This is a genomic window from Salimicrobium halophilum (assembly GCF_900100295.1).
In the GTDB taxonomy this organism is placed as follows: domain Bacteria; phylum Bacillota; class Bacilli; order Bacillales; family Halobacillaceae; genus Salimicrobium; species Salimicrobium halophilum.
This window is the reverse complement of the sequence record NZ_FNEV01000001.1, coordinates 148884-166207: the sequence shown is the minus strand read 5'-3', so window position 1 is coordinate 166207 and position 17324 is coordinate 148884. Positions and strand designations below refer to the sequence as shown.

At 44.4% G+C, this 17324-nt stretch carries 21 protein-coding genes; 5 read left to right on the top strand and 16 right to left on the bottom strand.

Translation table 11 applies throughout. The features are described from left to right. Positions 1 to 50: 50 nt before the first annotated feature. Complete coding sequence (locus BLQ44_RS00915) at positions 51 to 290, top strand: DUF2626 domain-containing protein (RefSeq protein WP_093190909.1); 240 nt, start codon at positions 51 to 53, stop codon at positions 288 to 290. Between the two features lie 44 nt (positions 291 to 334). Here the strand turns inward: BLQ44_RS00915 and BLQ44_RS00910 are convergent, their stop codons facing one another. Continuing rightward, entirely contained in the window at positions 335 to 958 is a 624-nt protein-coding gene (locus tag BLQ44_RS00910) for an MBL fold metallo-hydrolase (RefSeq protein WP_093190907.1), read from the bottom strand. 145 nt (positions 959 to 1103) lie between these two features. Here BLQ44_RS00910 and BLQ44_RS00905 point away from each other — a divergent pair, with 145 nt between their 5' ends. Beyond that, on the top strand, positions 1104 to 1268 hold the full coding sequence (locus BLQ44_RS00905; RefSeq protein WP_093190904.1) for a DUF2759 family protein: 165 nt from the start codon (positions 1104 to 1106) through the stop codon (positions 1266 to 1268). A gap of 105 nt (positions 1269 to 1373) precedes the next feature. Here the strand turns inward: BLQ44_RS00905 and BLQ44_RS00900 are convergent, their stop codons facing one another. The 6 genes from BLQ44_RS00900 to BLQ44_RS00875 form a co-directional block, all read right to left on the bottom strand. Next, positions 1374 to 2168: an ABC transporter permease gene (locus BLQ44_RS00900; RefSeq protein WP_093190902.1), complete on the bottom strand. Its 795-nt coding sequence runs from the start codon at positions 2166 to 2168 to the stop codon at positions 1374 to 1376. Between the two features lie 14 nt (positions 2169 to 2182). After that, positions 2183 to 2869: an ABC transporter ATP-binding protein gene (locus tag BLQ44_RS00895; RefSeq protein WP_093190899.1), complete on the bottom strand. Its 687-nt coding sequence runs from the start codon at positions 2867 to 2869 to the stop codon at positions 2183 to 2185. A 66-nt stretch (positions 2870 to 2935) separates the two neighbouring features. Next, entirely contained in the window at positions 2936 to 4807 is a 1872-nt protein-coding gene (locus BLQ44_RS00890) for an LTA synthase family protein (protein WP_245688071.1), read from the bottom strand. 161 nt (positions 4808 to 4968) lie between these two features. Continuing rightward, the gene (locus BLQ44_RS00885) at positions 4969 to 5925 is read right to left on the bottom strand and encodes an ROK family glucokinase (protein ID WP_093190897.1); all 957 of its coding nucleotides are present in this window, start codon (positions 5923 to 5925) and stop codon (positions 4969 to 4971) included. Positions 5926 to 5930: 5 nt separating this feature from the next. Next, positions 5931 to 6143 (bottom strand): YqgQ family protein, encoded by a 213-nt coding sequence (locus tag BLQ44_RS00880; protein ID WP_093190894.1) that lies wholly within the window; start codon positions 6141 to 6143, stop codon positions 5931 to 5933. A gap of 55 nt (positions 6144 to 6198) precedes the next feature. Continuing rightward, positions 6199 to 7635: a spore germination protein gene (locus BLQ44_RS00875; protein WP_093190892.1), complete on the bottom strand. Its 1437-nt coding sequence runs from the start codon at positions 7633 to 7635 to the stop codon at positions 6199 to 6201. Positions 7636 to 7721: 86 nt separating this feature from the next. Between BLQ44_RS00875 and BLQ44_RS00870 the strand changes: the two genes are divergently transcribed. After that, complete coding sequence (locus BLQ44_RS00870) at positions 7722 to 8513, top strand: hypothetical protein (protein ID WP_093190889.1); 792 nt, start codon at positions 7722 to 7724, stop codon at positions 8511 to 8513. Here BLQ44_RS00870 and BLQ44_RS00865 read toward each other — a convergent pair. The 4 genes from BLQ44_RS00865 to rpmG all read right to left on the bottom strand — a co-directional run bounded on the left by BLQ44_RS00865 (position 8489) and on the right by rpmG (position 11786). Then, positions 8489 to 10006, bottom strand: coding sequence for a rhomboid family protein (locus tag BLQ44_RS00865; RefSeq protein ID WP_093190886.1), 1518 nt, complete (start codon positions 10004 to 10006; stop codon positions 8489 to 8491). The genes BLQ44_RS00870 and BLQ44_RS00865 overlap by 25 nt on opposite strands. A 22-nt stretch (positions 10007 to 10028) precedes the next feature. Further along, a complete protein-coding gene (locus tag BLQ44_RS00860; RefSeq protein ID WP_093190884.1) occupies positions 10029 to 10982 on the bottom strand; it encodes an L-lactate dehydrogenase in 954 nt (317 codons plus the stop codon). An 11-nt stretch (positions 10983 to 10993) separates the two neighbouring features. Then, positions 10994 to 11542: a 5-formyltetrahydrofolate cyclo-ligase gene (locus tag BLQ44_RS00855; RefSeq protein ID WP_143004673.1), complete on the bottom strand. Its 549-nt coding sequence runs from the start codon at positions 11540 to 11542 to the stop codon at positions 10994 to 10996. A 94-nt stretch (positions 11543 to 11636) separates the two neighbouring features. After that, complete coding sequence (rpmG, locus tag BLQ44_RS00850) at positions 11637 to 11786, bottom strand: 50S ribosomal protein L33 (protein WP_093190878.1); 150 nt, start codon at positions 11784 to 11786, stop codon at positions 11637 to 11639. A gap of 161 nt (positions 11787 to 11947) precedes the next feature. Between rpmG and BLQ44_RS00845 the strand changes: the two genes are divergently transcribed. Next, complete coding sequence (locus BLQ44_RS00845) at positions 11948 to 12298, top strand: hypothetical protein (protein ID WP_093190875.1); 351 nt, start codon at positions 11948 to 11950, stop codon at positions 12296 to 12298. Beyond that, positions 12295 to 12744 carry an endolytic transglycosylase MltG gene (locus tag BLQ44_RS00840; RefSeq protein WP_093190872.1) on the top strand — a complete coding sequence of 150 codons (450 nt, stop codon included), beginning with the start codon at positions 12295 to 12297 and terminating at the stop codon, positions 12742 to 12744. The genes BLQ44_RS00845 and BLQ44_RS00840 overlap by 4 nt, the downstream gene beginning before the upstream one ends. A gap of 83 nt (positions 12745 to 12827) precedes the next feature. Here BLQ44_RS00840 and phoU read toward each other — a convergent pair whose 3' ends face one another. The 5 genes from phoU to BLQ44_RS00815 all read right to left on the bottom strand — a co-directional run bounded on the left by phoU (position 12828) and on the right by BLQ44_RS00815 (position 17192). After that, on the bottom strand, positions 12828 to 13481 hold the full coding sequence (gene phoU / locus BLQ44_RS00835; RefSeq protein ID WP_245688070.1) for a phosphate signaling complex protein PhoU: 654 nt from the start codon (positions 13479 to 13481) through the stop codon (positions 12828 to 12830). 19 nt (positions 13482 to 13500) lie between these two features. Beyond that, positions 13501 to 14322 (bottom strand): phosphate ABC transporter ATP-binding protein PstB, encoded by an 822-nt coding sequence (gene pstB, locus BLQ44_RS00830; RefSeq protein WP_093190866.1) that lies wholly within the window; start codon positions 14320 to 14322, stop codon positions 13501 to 13503. A gap of 15 nt (positions 14323 to 14337) precedes the next feature. Further along, a complete protein-coding gene (pstA, locus tag BLQ44_RS00825) occupies positions 14338 to 15195 on the bottom strand; it encodes a phosphate ABC transporter permease PstA (protein WP_093190863.1) in 858 nt (285 codons plus the stop codon). Beyond that, complete coding sequence (gene pstC, locus BLQ44_RS00820; RefSeq protein ID WP_407690358.1) at positions 15195 to 16061, bottom strand: phosphate ABC transporter permease subunit PstC; 867 nt, start codon at positions 16059 to 16061, stop codon at positions 15195 to 15197. The genes pstA and pstC overlap by 1 nt, the downstream gene beginning before the upstream one ends. Positions 16062 to 16208: 147 nt before the next feature. After that, positions 16209 to 17192, bottom strand: a complete 984-nt coding sequence (locus BLQ44_RS00815; protein WP_093190857.1) for a PstS family phosphate ABC transporter substrate-binding protein — start codon at positions 17190 to 17192, stop codon at positions 16209 to 16211. Positions 17193 to 17324: the final 132 nt, after the last annotated feature.

The window sequence follows — 17324 nt, the reverse complement described above, 5'->3', positions numbered from 1 at the left end:
TTCTCGTATATAATATGAATGATAGTTAAATACGAAGGAGGGGAAGAAGTATGGATCGTATGTTTCGTACGCTGGCCTTTTGGACAGGAATATTTGCAGTCATGTTTTATACCGGTGACATGATGGAAGCTTCCTTGATCTGTCTTGCCCAAACTGCCTTTTTCCTTGCAATTGGTTTTCTTAAGCTGTCTGAACGTATGTATGTCTACATATTTTTCTCTTACTTGACAGTCTTTATGATTGGATTCACTTATTATACGTCATTCATTTTGCAACCGGGTTTCCACTAAAAAAAGCTGTTCCACAAGTGTTCACCACTTATGGAACAGTTTTTTTACGTCAAGAAAGGATTTGCTTTTCTCTCTTCCCCTACCGTTGTAGGTTCACCGTGACCCGGGTATATTTTCATATCATCCCTCAACGTGAGCAGTTGTTCAAGGATAGCATCAATCAGTTGTTCGTAATCCCCTCCAGGAAGATCCGTTCGACCAATACCTCTTTGGAACAGTGTGTCTCCCGCAATCGTAAAGCGTTCATTACGGAACACAAACGCTACACTTCCAGGCGAATGACCCGGTACATGCCTGACTTCGAACTGAAAGTCACCAATCCTTTGAGTCCCCGGTTCTAAAATGAAATCGGGACCGTTGGCAACGACCGGATCCATGCCGAACCATTCGGATCCATTTTTCGAGGGCGTCTCCAGCCAATCCGCCTCTTCCAAGTGTACATACACCGGCGCTTTGTAATGCTTCCTCACTTCTTCAACGGCTCCTATATGGTCGAAATGTGCATGAGTCAACAAGATCGCTTCGACTTGAAGATTCTTCTCTTCCATAAATGTATGTAATTTATCGAAATCTCCTCCCGGGTCGATGACTAGAGCTCTACCCTCTTTATAAAGCACGTATCCATTGGTTCCTATCGGTCCCAAGGGTATTCTTGCAATCCTAAGCATAAGCACCTCTCCTTGTTTCTAAATTTATTTGATAATACCTCGACAAATGCTTGATAATCCTATAAAATAAGTGAAGAATGAGTTCACTACATAAGTATAACATCTCGTACAACGGTACAGATATAAAGAAATAGGGGGTGCGGTTATGGTAACAGCTATCTTGTTATTACTCGTAACTATTCTCTGCTTAGCAGCAGTGTTCAGGGAGATCAAAACGAAGAACTTTTTCGCTGTAGCTTTTGCTATGGTTTCTGCATTGGTATTTGGATGGTTCTCTGTAATGACCATCTACGCTAACCTGTTCGGTTAAAGTCACCGGGTTCTATATTGCTGCGAGCGACCAGTTCTCCGTCGCTTCATTTTTAAAAACCGCTGAATTGATCAGCGGTTTTTTTCATGGATCGATTTTCTCTTCCTATCCACGTGAAGAATATTCCTTCAGCGCTTCTTCTGAATCAAGCAATTGCTTGTTTTTCGTAAAGAAATGCTTATACATAACCAGAGTTACGAACATAGCACTCAGGGACACAGAGGAAAAAATGCTCAGGGAAATGACCAGTTGGTATTTGATAGCCATTATAGGCTCTACTCCTCCCAGAATCAGACCTGTCATCATTCCGGGTAACTGCACAAGACCGATCGTCTTTATCCGATCCACATTCGGTATCAGAGCGGCGTTCAATGTCCGCTGCACGATAAGGTGGGATGCCTGTTTCGGCTCAGCACCGAGAGAAAGAGCTGCTAAAAGTCTCCCGCTGTTCTCCGTGAACTCGCTCTTCATCCTTTCGAGAGCAAGCCCCATCGCTACCATACTGTTTCCGATCACCATTCCGCTCATCGGTATCACCTCAGACGGCGTGAATTCCACCATATCAAAGAGCAGCCACAATGAAAGCACACTCACTTCTACTAAAATTAGCCCAAAAAAGATCGTAGGCAAAACATAGGGCAACTCTTTGCCTTTTTTTCGCGCATGAAAACTTGCGATAACAATCATCACCGTTATCATAAAAGGAATACCTATAAACGCATTCAAATCGAACAGGAAAGTAAGAATGTACCCTATCGCAAATAACTGGATCGTACCTCTCAGGGAAGAGACGATGATATTCTTACTCATCCCCAATTGATAAAAATATGATAAAGACAATGGAACGACTACAAAAATAATTAAAAACAGCAACGATTGATTCGAAATTTCAGGAGACATGCCATCCCTCTTCTCTATTCTTGTAAATATTCTTTCAACTCTTTCGTTTTCGGATCATCCAGCATTCCCGGCAGTTCTCCGGTTTCCTGAATTCTTCCTTCGTGCATAAAGAGGCCCTTCGTTCCAAGACGCCTCGCCTGGTCCATCTGATGGGTGACCATGACCATTGTCAGGTTGTGTGCCTCAATAAGCTCTTTCAACACATGTTCGATATCTTCCGCCGTTTTGTTATCAAGAGCACTCGTCGGTTCATCGAGCAGGAGCACCTCCGGTTCATTTGCAAGTGTGCGGGCCAAAGAAACCCTCTGCTGTTGCCCCCCGGATAAGTGATCTACATCACGGTCCTTTATATCGAGAGGAAGTTGTACGTACTCCAATAACTTCTCTTCAGCCCCGGGTTCCCATGAATTTGTCAATGACGGGCCATACTTTAAATTATCAAGAACAGTCCCCGGGAACAGATTAGGTGATTGTAGAAGTAGACCGACCTTTTGACGCAGTGTCGTGATAGGTACTTCTTCGATAGGTTTTCCCTTATAAAATATTTCACCCTGCTCCGGGTCTTTCAGTCGATTGAACAGAAAGAGCATCGTACTCTTCCCTGCTCCAGAGGGACCGAACAAAATCGCTCTATCATTCTGTTCAATCTTGAACGAAAGATTTTCCAGCGGGCCATGACTTACATTTTTGAATTCTATCATTTGTTGACCTCCCATTCGTACGGTATGCAACAGGAAAAGTCGCCCTCTGAAAGGACGACTTTTCTATTACTCCTTGAAATCATAGAACCTGAACAGGTCTCCGTAGATGATATCGTCCGAATACCCCAACTCTTTGGATACTTTCTCTTTCCACGGAGCACAAGGAGATTCTTCCCCGTTTTCCACTTCTACAGGCTCTTCTGAATCTTTTTGATAGCAGACAGAATCTGTGTATATATAGTCTTCTGTTATGAAACTGCCATCTCTTAGCGCTACAAAACCTTTTCTATTCTGATCGAACATGTTTTCACCGAAATTCAGCTCATTTTTTTCCTCGATTCCAAGCAGATGCAGCAATGTCGGCTTCATATCGATTTGTCCCGTGATCTTCTCGTATTTCTTCCCTTCCCCGTATCCGGGAATGTGGATCATCATCGGAACTCGTTGCAATTGTACATGTTCATACCCAGTAATTTCTTTGTTCAAAAATTCACTCATAGCACTATTGTGGAATTCACTGATTCCGTAGTGATCTCCCATAAACACGAACATCGTATTTTCATATAGCCCTTCTTCTTTCAGGCGGGTAAGAAACCCTTCCAACGATTCATCCGTATATCTGGCTGTCTGCACGTACTGGTTCAGTGTGTTCGAACTTGTTTCCAATTTATCGATGGATGCTTTCTTTTCCGGAAGTTCAAAAGGAAAGTGATGCGTCAGGGTTATGAATTTACTGTAAAAAGGTTTCTCCTGATTCTTCAGATACGGAAGGGACTGCTCATAAAAGGCTTTGTCCTCGAGTCCCCATCCGAAGGAATTCTCATCCGTCACTTCGTACTCCCTTTGAGAATAAAAATGGTCATACCCGAGATTTTCATACATCATATCGCGGTTCCAGAAGCTTCGATTATTCGCATGGAAAACCGAAGGAGTGTACCCTTCCTGATTCAGAATTTCCGGAAGCGCATGATACTCGTTTTGGGCATGAGTAAAATAGACGGCTCCACGATCAAGCGGATATAGAGAATTCTCCACTATAAATTCAGAATCTGATGTCTTTCCCTGAGCAGTCTGATGATAGAAGTTTTCGAACCAGATCGTATCTTCATCCTCTTTGAAATCATTGAGAAACGGAGTGATTTCCTTCCCGTTCACTTCCTTATCCAATACAAAGTTCTGCATGGACTCGACACTTATGAACACTACGTTTCTATCTTCGGCTATACCGAACAGATCTTCCGCAGTATTCTCTTCGTCCTTCTCTTCAGAAATATAATCCTTGATTTCCTGGATTTCGCTACCGTCCGCCATGACACGTTGCGCTCTCGTTTTCGTCTGCATCGAAACATCGTATACATGATAATTGAACAGCCCGATGTTTTTCACAAGGTACTCCCGGTCGAAGGTTCTGGCAAAAAGCATCGGCCTTTCCATTTCAGCGAAAGTCACATTCGTCGCCAGCAAAAGGAACATAACGGCTGTAGCAGCTACTCTCTGATGTTTGTTGTAGGTGACGGATCCATACGACCGTTTGCTTAACGTCCATATCAGGATCACGTCTATGAACAGGATAATGTCAGAAAGATGGATCAATGTGAATATACTTGAAGTCAAATCCGCTGCATTATTCCCCTGGAATAAAACCGGAACCGTTATAAAATCCGTGAAATTTCTATAAAACAATAAATTGACGTAAAGAATTACCGTCCCAATCAAAGCCGTGTACTTTAAATATGTCCCCTGTTTCTTCTCTTTCAACCATACACTTATGACGAAGATGACATAAGCGCTCACAATCGGATTCAAGAACAGTATAAATTCCTGCAGAAGACTCTCGATCGTAATACCGAACATGAACCTATAGACGATATATGTTTTGATGCCGAATAAAAGCGCCGCTAAAACAAATAAGGGGGGGCTTTTTATCCACTCTTTCACAAAAGTTCCTCCTCCATCCACACAACTGAAAAATCATTCTATATAGTATTCCCCATTTTCAATAGGTGTAAAACGACTCTTTCCTTATAACGACCAAGGACCCCTGAAGGTTTCAATGAATTTCGATAGAGACGTCTTCCTGTGGAAAAAATGAAAACATATCATTTTTCCGATTTCGTTTTTACAAGGTAAGCGCCCCCGATCACCCCTGCATCATTCCCCAACTTGGCGATGCTGAAATCACAAACATCGTTCACTCGTGGCAATGCATAACTCTCAAACGCCTTTTTCAGCGGGTTCAACAAGGATTCGCCGGCTTTCGATACACCTCCGCCAATCACTATTTTCTCAGGATTGATAGAGACGGCAAGGTTCGCAAGGGCAAGACCGAGTTGATCGGTGACATCCGAAACGATTCCTATACATCCCTCATCATTCTTCTCATATCCCTCAAACACATCTTTTGCTGTCGGTTCATTTATTGTATGTAAGTAGGAGCTGGTTCCTGAAGCTTTTACTTCTGCTGCTTTTCTGGCAATGGCTGTAGCAGATGTCTCTGTTTCCAGGCAGCCATAGCGTCCACAATTGCAGTAATGACCGCCTTCTGTCTTTACAGTAATATGACCTATTTCACCGCCGGTTCCATTTGCACCATTGATCACTTTTTTGTTGACGATGATACCTCCGCCCACTCCTGTTCCCAGAGTGACTGCGAGCATACTGTCGCATTCTTTTCCGGCACCTAACCACTTCTCGCCGAGAGCAGCGATGTTCGCATCATTATCAGCCCATACAGGAAAACCGGTAGACTCCGACAGCGCCCGTCCCATATCGAATTCCTTCCATCCAATATTAATAGCTTCGTAAACATATCCGGTCTGCTGATCGATGAATCCAGGTGCTCCTGCTCCGATTCCTTCCACCATTGTTTTGTCTACATTAAGGGAATTCAACGTATCATTTATCGTAGCAGCTATGTCAGAAACGATGGTTTTCCCCGCTTCTTCTTTGGCTGTAGGAATCTCCCATTTATGAACCATTTCTCCTTCTTTCGTCAAAACCGCCAATTTGACCGTTGTTCCTCCGATATCAATTCCTATGTACTTTCTTTCTTCCATACCCGTTACCCCTTCCTTTTGTTGGCATCTTTCATGCGTGCAATTTCAGAACGTAACAACAATATAGCCATCTGGTATTCTTCATTCGTCATAAATTGTGATTTGTATAATTCCTGCACTTCATCTTCCATCAGTTCGAGATCCGCTTCTCTTTCTCCAACATAAATAAAGGTTCCAAATTTTCTAAGGAACTGTTGAATATCATATATCGTTTTCATTGACATCACCTTCTTCTATTATACCAATCCTTCAGAATAAAAGAAATGAAAGATCCTACTTGTAAGGATCTTTCACCTGAAGAACAGACGGTCTCCTTTTTACCGAGGGGGCGGGCATTCGGAGAAACATCCCTCTCACATCCCCCGGAGCGAATGGAAGGATCGGCCAGAGATAAGGTACGTTAAAGGATTTGTAGGAAGCAAGCATCAGCACAAACAGGGTACCGAATACAAGGAAACCCTTCACCCCGAACAGTGCTACGGCCACTAACCACGTCACCCTCACAATCCTGTTGGCAAGACTGACTTCATAGCTGGGGGTGGCATACGTTCCGATGACGGCAATAGCAACATAAAGAACGACTTCGGTAGTGAAAAACCCGACATCTATCGCCATCTGCCCGATAATGATGGCAGCGACCAGACCAAGAGCTGTCGCAAGTGCCGAAGGAGTATGGATCGCTGCCATACGAAGCATATCAATACCGACTTCCGCAATGAGAAATTGGATAATCAATGGAAGGGTCCCCTCTTCTTTCGGACCTATGAAAGAGAAACTTTCCGGGAGATAAAGAGGGAACGCGGAAAACAGATAATACAGCGGCAAAATCGTCAGGGACACTAATACAGCTATATATCGGATCAACCTCAAATAAGAGCCTATGAGAGGCTTTTGTCTATATTCCTCCGCATGCTGCAAGTGCTGCCAGAAGGTGCTGGGAGCAATGATGACACTCGGGGACCCGTCGACCATGACGAGGATATGCCCTTCATACAAGTGAGTAGCAGCAGTGTCTGGTCTCTCAGTGTAGCGGATAGGAGGATAAGGATGCCACGAATACTTGGACATGTATTCCTCTATCGTTTTCTCCGCCATCGGCAAACCGTCTGTATCGATGCTTCTGATGATATCTTCCACATTTTTCAATGTTCGATCGTTTACGAGACTACCCAAATAACAGACGCATATATCTGTTTTCGAACGTTCGCCTACCTGATAATATTTCATCCGCAGCGATCTGTCTCTGACCCTTCTTCGGGTCAAAGCTGTATTGAACACAATGGTTTCCACATACCCGTCCCTGGCTCCTCTCACCACCCTTTCAAGGTCAGGCTCCTGAAGGCTGCGGACAGGGTACGTTCGGGCATCGATGACTATCGCCTCGTCCATCCCCTCCACCAACAGAACAGTCGGTCCGGCTAATACATTCTCCACCAGCTGATCCAACTCTTTCTCTTTATCGATTTCTATATAGGGGACGTACGTAGCCAGCAATTTGTCCAGGGGATGATCATCGAGCACTCCTTCTTCTAAGTAAGACAAGTTCTGCATAAGATAGTGAAGGATTTCATCCTTGTTGAACCCGTCGATAGTAAATAAAGCCATCTTAAGTCCTGCATAACGTAGAGGCACGTGAATGACATCAAAGCTCTCCTCTACCCCCAACTCTTTTTTCAGATACTCGACTTTATCGTTGAAAGATTCTGTCATGTGCTTCCCTCATTCATAAAAAAGACGTTAGATGTTAGTCTGACCTTTTTCACCCGAATTATTCCAACAGATCAGGAGGTTTCCTATTGAAAAGAGTATTGATGCTTCCTCTGATTCTCACTCTTGTTTTCGGAGTTGTAATCATCCAGACAAAGCCATCTTCCCGCCCTGTCGTCAAGCATTTCCCACTGGTGGAGAAAGAAGATATTTTCCAAACAGCAGAAACATCCCTTTCACGGAATGATGAGACACTGAGCTGGAAATTGCTCTCAAGGTCCTATTCGCCGCAGTACTTGAGACAGGATATGTCTCTCTTATTTCTCAACGGCTTTTTGAAAGGGGCGATGAACGAATGGAAGAACAATGATAGAGAAATCAAAAAAATCACCTCTTTTCCGCTCCATCAAAAAGACAAAGGGAAATGGGAGGCGATTTCCTTCCACCATGCAGAAATTCACAACGATACGATTCATAGTGCTTACACGCTATCCGAAGACACCGTTTATACAGGGGAAGGTTCTCCTGAGCAGTGGGAAGCCGCAACAGAAAAGCGGATACGGAAAGAATGGGACAGACTTCTCGAACACTTCAATATAGACAGTGAAGATTATTACGAAGTGCCGTTAACGGATGTCGAACTTCTCGAGAATCGGCTTTCTCCCTTACCGGAACAAACAAGAAAAGAGATCATATCACGCTTATGGGAAGGAATATACAAAGAGTTCGTTCTTCCTTCCCTTACCTCCGATGATTTCCGTTCCGTCATACCACTCCTCCTGCTGGACAGAAAACAAACCCATCTCCTTGTCCTATTCACAGGAGAAGATAAAAGAGAACAGCAACTCATCCAATACTACGACGGGGCATCGAGCTCCTGATCCTCGATACCGGGCTTCAATTGTTCCGCCTGTCGTTTATGGTAGTCGGCTTTCTCTTCATTCCCCCGTCTCTCGTACAATAGACTTAAGTTATAATGCGCTTCAGCGAAGTCAGGATCGATCTCTATAGCTCGAACCAAATCATCGAAGGCCTTCTCCTCTTCACCGGTACGGATATAGGCAAAGGAGCGTTGGAAGAGCCATTCGTCCTCCCATTCCCCATCCGGTTCACCTAATGAATTCGCCGTATCGATGACGCGCTCATACTCCTGTGCTACATTCAAATCATTCAAGTATTGAATATCCGCAGCGCTCACCTGCTCGTCCTTTTGCATTCCACTGACAACTAAGAGGGAGAGAAGACCTGCGTACACCATTGCCGCTCCCGTTTGGAGAGGACGGTGAGACAGACGAGGCAGATCGACAAGTTGAGAAGCGATGAAGCCCCCGATCAATCCTCCCATATGTCCGCTATTATCCACCTGCGGGACCATTATCCCGAAGGCAATATTAAAGGCGACCAAAAGAATCAAATTCCATCCCATTGTCCGGAAAAACAAAGATGGATATCTCCATGCAAAATACAACAGAGCCCCGAACAGTCCGAAAATCGCTCCAGAAGCACCTGCCGCGACGGAGTCATTGAAATAAAAGCTTGCCGCGCTGCCGAGAATACCTGCCAGGAAATAAATGATTGTAAAACGCCACGTCCCATATATCTGTTCGACAGCGGTTCCCAGATAAAAAAGGGCGAGCATGTTCATTGCGATATGCAAGACGCCGATGTGCAGAAACATCGACGTAGCAAGCCTCCACCACTCTCCATCCATAATCGCCGGATTATACTTCGCTCCGTATTCGATCAATGTCGTGATAGAGGTCGTGCTTCCTACCGTTTCCAAGTAGTAAAAAACGATGACATTCACCATCAATAACACATACGTAAGTCTGGCATTCCCGAATTCGAATACAGCTTTTACACGCTGCCTCTGTTTCTCCTTGTACGTATGAAGCTGCTGTTTCATATATTCGATTGTCGACTCATATTCCAGCGGGGCATCCGGAATTCTAAACTTGATGTGAAGATTCTCTGTAAGGTTCAGCTTCTTCGATAAATCCTGGAGTCCACTTTCTTTCTCCTCATCACTCAAAAAATGGACATGGGTGTTGTGCTCGAGTTTCAACGAAACATCCGCTAAGTCATCGACAGGAGGATAATCCGATACATATACGACGTGAATATCTTTCTTTCGACCTGAGAAATATCTCTTATTTTTCACCAATTGATTGTTCACATGCTCAAGGTCCACTTTCACGTGGTTGCTCCAGTGAAAATCTTTTTTCAGAAGTCTCACTACTTGAGACGTTGTGCCCTGGGATTTCTCGAGCCATACTTCATTATGTTGCGTGTGCAAATGTATAATCTCGAAATCATGACGGGAGACCAGGTCATATGCCAATTTCCAGAAAAAATACTGTTGTTCTATGTGCATATGACCTCTCTCCTTCTCCGAATTATGAAGGGTATACAGACTCTACGGTATTCCTGATCACCGCTGCTGAATCCCTGAACTGCTTCTGTTCGCCATCAGAAAGGTTCAATTCCACGATTTCTTTGATCCCTTTTCTGCTTACGACAGCCGGCACACCTGCGTAAATGTCCTTTTGATTATAGTGTCCATTCAAGTAAGCGGATACCGTCACAAGAGCATTCTCATTATGCAGAATCGCTTTCGTCAACCGGACGAGTCCCATGGCGATTCCATAATGAGTCGCTCCTTTTCTTTCGATGATATGATAAGCAGCATCTCTCACCTTATGGAATATAGGTTCGAGATCCTCTTTGGAATAAAGATCTTTATGCTGCTGTATATAGTGATCCACACTGATACCACCTACGTTCGCATGACTCCATACAGGTAACTCGGAGTCTCCGTGTTCCCCGATGATATAAGCATGCACGTTTCTCGCATCAATATCAAAGTATTCACTCAGCTGATAGCGTAAACGGGCCGTATCAAGAATCGTACCGGACCCGATGACCCTTTCACTAGGTAAGCCGGAGTACTTCCATGTCACATAAGTCAATACGTCGACCGGATTTGTAGCTACAATAAATATACCATCAAACGAGTGTTCCATTACAGCATTCACTATTTTCTTGAATACTCCGGCATTCTTTTCGGCTAGGTCGAGTCTCGTCTCTCCGGGCATCTGATTGGCTCCGGCGGTAATGACGACAATATCAGCATCCTTGCAATCACTGTAGGTTCCTCTCCATATCTTCTTTGAGGAAGGTGCGAATGCAAGTCCATGGTTCAAATCCATGACATCCCCTTCGGCTTTCTCCTCATTCAAATCAATGAGCACCAGTTCATCGGCTACCCCCTGGTTCAACAGGCCGTAAGCATAACTCGACCCGACAGCTCCTGTTCCGATGATTACGACTCTGTTTCTGACTTCCATCATAGACCATCCTCCTAAAAGATTCGGATTGTGCGATTTTCTGTAACAACCATCTGCACCGGGATATCGTGAGCTTCCAAAGGGATGATTTGTTTCAATTGCGCTTCTGAAGTGACAGAGATCGTCGCTCCGAAAAAATCCGTCAAATACCGATCGTAAAATCCACCCCCGAAACCTATACGATACCCCTCATAATTGAATAATAAGCCAGGAACGAACAGCAAATCAATGTCTGTTTTGTGAATGGGTGAACAAAATGACGAATCAGGTTCCATGATTCCTTTGTACCCTTCTTTCAGATGGTCATAACTTCCCACTTCGTAAAACTCCATCCCTTTATCCAGCGGATCCACCTTGGGCACCGCAACTGTCTTTCCTTGGGCCCAGGCGGACTCTAAATAGGAGTAAGTCGACCATTCCGGATATTTTGAAACCGTAATGGCGATAGTACCTGCCTCCTTCCATCTACCGGTCTGTAACACCTGATTCCACTGATTTTTTTCAATACGGTTGCGTTCCGCTTCAGTCAATCGCTGTAAATACTCCATCGCGTTTTTTCTCATGACTTTTTTCTCCAATTGAATCACCTACCCTCAAAGATCCGATAAACAAAAAACAGACTGCAGCTTATGAATGCTACAGTCTGTTCGAAGTTCTTTATTTCGTTTCGCGGTGCAATGTGTGCTTCCCTAGGCGTGGGCTGTACTTCATCAATTCCAGACGCTCAGGGTTCTTACGCTTGTTCTTTGTCGTGATATAGTTACGATCGCCTGTTTCTGTGCAAGCTAGTGTAATGTTTACGCGCATGTCTTATCCCTCCAATATTTCATTAAGCATTTATCAATTCGCTGTTGTAATCAGACTTTATTATAATAGCAGACACAGCGCTACCTTTCAAGTAGTTTTCCTATACAACTATAGTCAATTTGTTCAACCTGTGTTATAACTAAGAAAAAAGGGGGCGCATCATGATTGAAACCGTATTACTAAGTGTAGGCGCGGTTGCCTTGCTTCTATTCATCGTTTCGTTTTTTACGACGAATTCTTTCAAAAAGTTAGAAGATGAAATAGAACAGACGCAACTGCAGTCTATGCAGGAAATGTACACTTTGAAAAAGAAAGTCCGTATTCTGGAAGAAGAATTATTACATACATCAGCTCCAGAACCTTCTTCCGTCGCACCTTCCCTTATTGATAGAGTGACGCAACTGCAGAAGGAGGGTCATTCCGTTCGCGAGATCTCCGAGCTGACTCAAGTGAATGAACATGACATTTATGCCCTATTACATCAAAATAGCAGCAAAGGGGTATTCTCATGAGACCTATGCTTCAAGCTTTTTCTGCGGGGCTGTTGTTGGCGACGGTCATCATAGCCATCAGCTACTATTATACAGACTCCAAGTCAGAACAAAAGGCCGCACCTGCAGAACTATCGACAGAGGAAATGATCGACAGACTTGAAAATGATAGCTTCGTAATCCATACCACAGAAGAATGGAAGAAGAAAAAACAGGAACTACGAAGCGGATCCGGTCAGGGGGAACAAGCAGAGACTATAAAATCACTTTCTTTGACTGTATCAGAAGGCATGAGTTCAAAAGATATCAGCCGTACCCTGGAGAATGCGTCAATTATTGAAGACGGGCAAGCATTCAATGACTACCTTATTCAAAACGGTCTCAGTAAGCAGATCCAGACTGGTGACTTTCTGGTGAATCAAGATATGAGTCAACCCGAACTCGCAGAAATTTTGACGTCCAATTAGCAAACAGATATAACTCATAATAAATTGCCCGAAGAGAAGCTATCCCTCCGGGCAATTTTCAATAGAAATAAGTGAACATAGTCTTAATCGTTCAAAGAAATCATTTTTCCTTTATTCAGGTATAATACACTCTCCCCTATATTCGTAACGTGATCTCCGAACCGTTCGATGTAGCGGGCTATATAAGAAACCTGCATGATGTGCTGAATCTGCTCCGTATTGACAGCACTACGATTCAACAAGTCCTTGACGACATAACCGAACGTATCATCCAGACGGTTATCGACATCCGCAAGCTTTGATGCGATTGATATATCCTCGTATTCGAAGGCTGTCATGGAAGTGTCCACCATTTCGAGCGCAATCTTTTTCATCCCATCGATTTCATCCGGGATAGGGATTCCATGGTCATCTCCAAGCTGAATGGTAGCCTTCGCCACATTTCGGGCATGATCCCCCATCCTTTCGAGATCCGTAGCAATTCTGAGCGCAACGATCAATCGACGCAGATCTTTGGCCACTGGTTGTTGTTTCGCTATCAGGAGAATAGCTTTTTCGTTGATTTCCGTTTCCCGTTCGTCAAGTTTTGCATCATCCTCAATAATCTTTCCGGCTTCCTTCACATTCCCCTCGTACAGACAGTCGACCGCTCTAATGAGTGCGGTTTTCACTTCTTCCGCGAATGCTTCGATATTCATCTTGATTTCTTTCAGGTCATCTTCAAACATTTGTCTCATCATCAATCCCCCTTACCCATCAACCGAAACGTCCGGTAATATAATCTTCTGTTCTTTTATCTTCCGGGTTCTGGAACAATTGGTCCGTCTCCTGATACTCCACAAGTTCCCCGTTAAGGAAGAAAGCGGTACGATCGGATATTCTGGCCGCCTGCTGCATATTGTGGGTTACGATCACGATACTGTAATCCTTTTTCAGTTCCTGAATCAATTCTTCCACCTTGGCGGTCGAAATAGGATCAAGCGCGGAAGTCGGTTCATCCATCAGAATAACGTCAGGCTCAACAGCTAAAGCTCTTGCGATACATACGCGCTGCTGCTGCCCCCCGGAAAGACCGAAAGCATTCTCATCAAGACGATCTTTCAATTCATCCCAGATTGCTGCTCCTTTCAAACTCTTTTCTACAATCTGATCGAGTGTCTTCTTATCTTTGATTCCATGGATTCTCGGTCCATAAGCGACGTTGTCATATACGGATTTAGGAAAAGGGTTCGGTTTCTGGAAAACCATACCGACTTTCGTCCGTAGATCCTCCACCCTGTATTTATCTTCATAAATGTTCTGATCCCCGTAGCGGATAGCCCCTGTAGTTTTGACAATCGGAACCATCTCAACCATTCGGTTCAGCGTTTTGAGAAAGGTGGACTTCCCACAACCGGATGGTCCGATGATAGCTGTTACCTGATATTGAGGGATGTCCATATTGATCTCGTACAGAGCCTGGTCATTCCCATACCAAAGATTCAGATCGTCCACTTCATAAATGTTTGGAACTTTCTCCGTTTTCTTTTCAGTTGATTGATTCTTAGGGGTTTGCGCTTTATTCTGCATTTCAATCATTCTTTTTCCTCCTCATCAATAACGTGTCTGGTACTTATTTCTGATCCATACAGCAATAGCATTCATCAATAGAAGGATGATCAGCAATACAATGATTCCTGCTGCTGCCACAAACTGCCACTCTTCCTGAGGCCTGGCTGTCCATTTATATATCTGAATCGGCATGACCGTATACTTCGATAAGAGGGAATCCGGAAGCGTGTAAATAGCCGTAGCCGCTCCCACGATGATGAGCGGGGCCGTCTCCCCGATCCCCCTCGACAGGGACAAAATAATTCCCGTGAGGATGCCGGGCAGGGCAGCCGGGAGAATCACCCGGACAATCGTCTGCCATTTGGATGCACCCATGCCGTAAGAAGCCTCCTTCACCTCCGTCGGAACGGATCGGAGTGCTTCCTGGGAACTTACGACGACCACCGGCAGAATCAATAAGGCCATCGTCAGTCCACCAGCTAATAACCGGTATCCGATTCCGAACAGATACACAAAGAACGTCAATCCGAGCAGACCGAAAACGATAGATGGGACACCGGCTAAGTTCTGGATATTGACCCGGATGAAATCAGCGAGTTTATTTTTCGGTGAATATTCCTCCAGGTAAATTGCAGTAGAAATGCCTATCGTCACAGCAACGACTGCCACGACTCCCATAAGCATCAATGACCCGATCATACCCGGCCATATCCCTGCTTCTTCAGGATAAGGAGCCGGGAAACTTGTAATGTAGTTCCAATTCAGATAGCCCCACCCCTGGGAAAGGACACGATAGAAAAGCAGGACAAGGAACACAAGCGCAATGACGGTAGCGCTGAAGAACAACGTCTTCATCACTCTATTTTTCAGTACTCTACCATTCAAATTTTTAGATTCCATCAATACTCCTCCCTAAACTTCCGAGAAATATATTGGCTCAACAGATTCATAAGCATCGTAAATACAAACAACGTGATTCCGACGGCATACAGGCTATAATAAATGATAGAACCGTACGTCGTGTCACCCGTAGCTGCCTGTACGATAAATGCCGTCATCGTCTGGACAGACTCTGCTGGATTCATTGTAAGGTTAGGTGTTGCCCCGGCTGCTATCGTCACGATCATCGTTTCTCCGATAGCTCTGGAAATAGCAAGGACAATTGCTGCAATGATGCCGGATAGAGCTGCCGGAACAACGACTTTCATGGCAACCTCGAGCCTCGTCGCCCCGAGAGCGTAGGCCCCTTCTCTCAAAGAGTTGGGAACAGCATTCATGGCATCTTCCGATAATGAAGCGACCATAGGTACAATCATGACACCTACGACGATTCCACCACTAAGCGCATTGAATATGCTCAGCCCCGGAATGATCGCCTGCAGAATCGGAGTGATGAAAGTAAGAGCAAAATATCCGTAAACGACTGTAGGAATCCCCGCAAGGATCTCAAGAATCGGCTTGATCACTTTCCGAACCCTCTCACTCGCGTATTCACTCAAGAAGATCGCGGACATCAACCCCAGCGGGACAGCCACTAAGGTAGCAATCACTGTAATCAGAAGGGTTCCGCCGATAAGGGGGAGCACTCCAAACTCTCCCGACCACGGAGACCAGTTCGTTCCGGTGTAAAATTCAACAAAGGAAACCTCAGAGAAAAACCCGAACGTTTCTCTCAGCAAAGTAAAAAGGATTCCTGCCGTTGTCAAAATGCTCACGAGAGCACTCAACAAAAGCAAATAAGGAATTATATTTTCAAGCTTACGCATTTTCAGCTTTTTCGATCTTTTGTTCTCTAGTAAAGAGCGAACATCTACGGTTTGAGACGACGTTGTCGATACCCTAGACATTACTAACACCCCTTTCATCCATATCAGCTTTCAAGCCGGGGAGTTTATCCCCGGCTCGAATATATATTATTCTGTCATCCCTTTGATTTCTTCCAACTGACTCTGGTATTCTTCTTCGTTAAGTGCTACATAGCCGACTTCTTCAGCAGCTGGACCTGCGTTATTCAGAGCGAACTTCACGAATTCGAATACTTCTTCATTCTCTTTCATTTTAGCGGTATTTACATAAGTGAAAAGAGGTCTTGATAGTGGCGCATAAGAACCATCCTGGATCGTTTCACCACTTGGTGCCACCATTTCTCCGTCCGGGTTCTCTACAGCCAAAGCTCTCAGGCTATCTTCGTTTTCAGCATAGTAAGCATAGCCGAAGTATCCGATCGCATAAGGATCGTTCTTGATACCAGTTACAAGCGTATTATCGTTCTCGGAGAGTGTAGTGTTTTCTCCTTCTTTCATAGGTTCTTCTTCCAGAATCACTTCATTCCAATAGTCGAATGTACCGGAATCATGTCCTGGAGAGAAGATTTTGATGTCTTCTTCCGGCCATTCTTCGTTAAGGTCAGACCATTTCTCCACATCGGAAGATTCAAGGAAAATCTGCTTCAATTGATCTGTCGTCAGCTCTTCGACAAAGTCATTCTGTTGGCTTACAACGACACTGAGACCATCATACGCAAGCTCGATCTCATGAAGATTCACATCATTTTCTTCCGCCCGTTGTTTTTCTTCTTCTTTAATCGGACGGGAAGCATTACTCAAGTCGATTTCTCCGACCGTGGATTTCTTGAACCCTCCACCGGAACCGGAACTGTTCAGAGACAATTCTACTTCAGGATGTTCCTGGTTGAAACGGTATGTCAGGCCTTCCATAATCGGATAAACAGTAGAAGAGCCATCTATAGTTACGGAACCTGAAAGTGCTTCTTCTCCTTCACTTCCATCTGAACCATTTCCCTCGTCAGAACTTGCATCTCCTTCTCCGGACGACCCGCAAGCAGCCAGAAATAGAATCATTGCCAAAATTAAACTGAAACCAAATACTTTCTTCATTAGTATGCCCCCTTGAATGATTGTCGTCAGCAATTCCTTGCTACACTTGTAATAATAGAGGGGAACTATGAAGTTCATATAAAGCACACGTAAACATTATGTAAATATCAAAAAAAGTGACAGGATTCCCCG

Coding starts and splice junctions, on each gene's coding strand:
- BLQ44_RS00845 (WP_093190875.1), top strand. CDS start 11,948: ATGATTGAAACCGTATTACTAAGTGTAGGCGCGGTTGCCTTGCTTCTA.
- BLQ44_RS00880 (WP_093190894.1), bottom strand. CDS start 6,143: ATGAAAACGATATATGATATTCAACAGTTCCTTAGAAAATTTGGAACC.
- BLQ44_RS00905 (WP_093190904.1), top strand. CDS start 1,104: ATGGTAACAGCTATCTTGTTATTACTCGTAACTATTCTCTGCTTAGCA.
- BLQ44_RS00815 (WP_093190857.1), bottom strand. CDS start 17,192: ATGAAGAAAGTATTTGGTTTCAGTTTAATTTTGGCAATGATTCTATTT.
- BLQ44_RS00885 (WP_093190897.1), bottom strand. CDS start 5,925: ATGGAAGAAAGAAAGTACATAGGAATTGATATCGGAGGAACAACGGTC.
- BLQ44_RS00900 (WP_093190902.1), bottom strand. CDS start 2,168: ATGTCTCCTGAAATTTCGAATCAATCGTTGCTGTTTTTAATTATTTTT.
- phoU (WP_245688070.1), bottom strand. CDS start 13,481: ATGAGACAAATGTTTGAAGATGACCTGAAAGAAATCAAGATGAATATC.
- BLQ44_RS00860 (WP_093190884.1), bottom strand. CDS start 10,982: ATGATGGAAGTCAGAAACAGAGTCGTAATCATCGGAACAGGAGCTGTC.
- pstB (WP_093190866.1), bottom strand. CDS start 14,322: ATGATTGAAATGCAGAATAAAGCGCAAACCCCTAAGAATCAATCAACT.
- rpmG (WP_093190878.1), bottom strand. CDS start 11,786: ATGCGCGTAAACATTACACTAGCTTGCACAGAAACAGGCGATCGTAAC.
- BLQ44_RS00865 (WP_093190886.1), bottom strand. CDS start 10,006: ATGCACATAGAACAACAGTATTTTTTCTGGAAATTGGCATATGACCTG.
- BLQ44_RS00915 (WP_093190909.1), top strand. CDS start 51: ATGGATCGTATGTTTCGTACGCTGGCCTTTTGGACAGGAATATTTGCA.
- BLQ44_RS00895 (WP_093190899.1), bottom strand. CDS start 2,869: ATGATAGAATTCAAAAATGTAAGTCATGGCCCGCTGGAAAATCTTTCG.
- BLQ44_RS00840 (WP_093190872.1), top strand. CDS start 12,295: ATGAGACCTATGCTTCAAGCTTTTTCTGCGGGGCTGTTGTTGGCGACG.
- BLQ44_RS00910 (WP_093190907.1), bottom strand. CDS start 958: ATGCTTAGGATTGCAAGAATACCCTTGGGACCGATAGGAACCAATGGA.
- pstC (WP_407690358.1), bottom strand. CDS start 16,061: ATGCGTAAGCTTGAAAATATAATTCCTTATTTGCTTTTGTTGAGTGCT.
- BLQ44_RS00875 (WP_093190892.1), bottom strand. CDS start 7,635: ATGACAGAATCTTTCAACGATAAAGTCGAGTATCTGAAAAAAGAGTTG.
- pstA (WP_093190863.1), bottom strand. CDS start 15,195: ATGGAATCTAAAAATTTGAATGGTAGAGTACTGAAAAATAGAGTGATG.
- BLQ44_RS00855 (WP_143004673.1), bottom strand. CDS start 11,542: ATGAGAAAAAACGCGATGGAGTATTTACAGCGATTGACTGAAGCGGAA.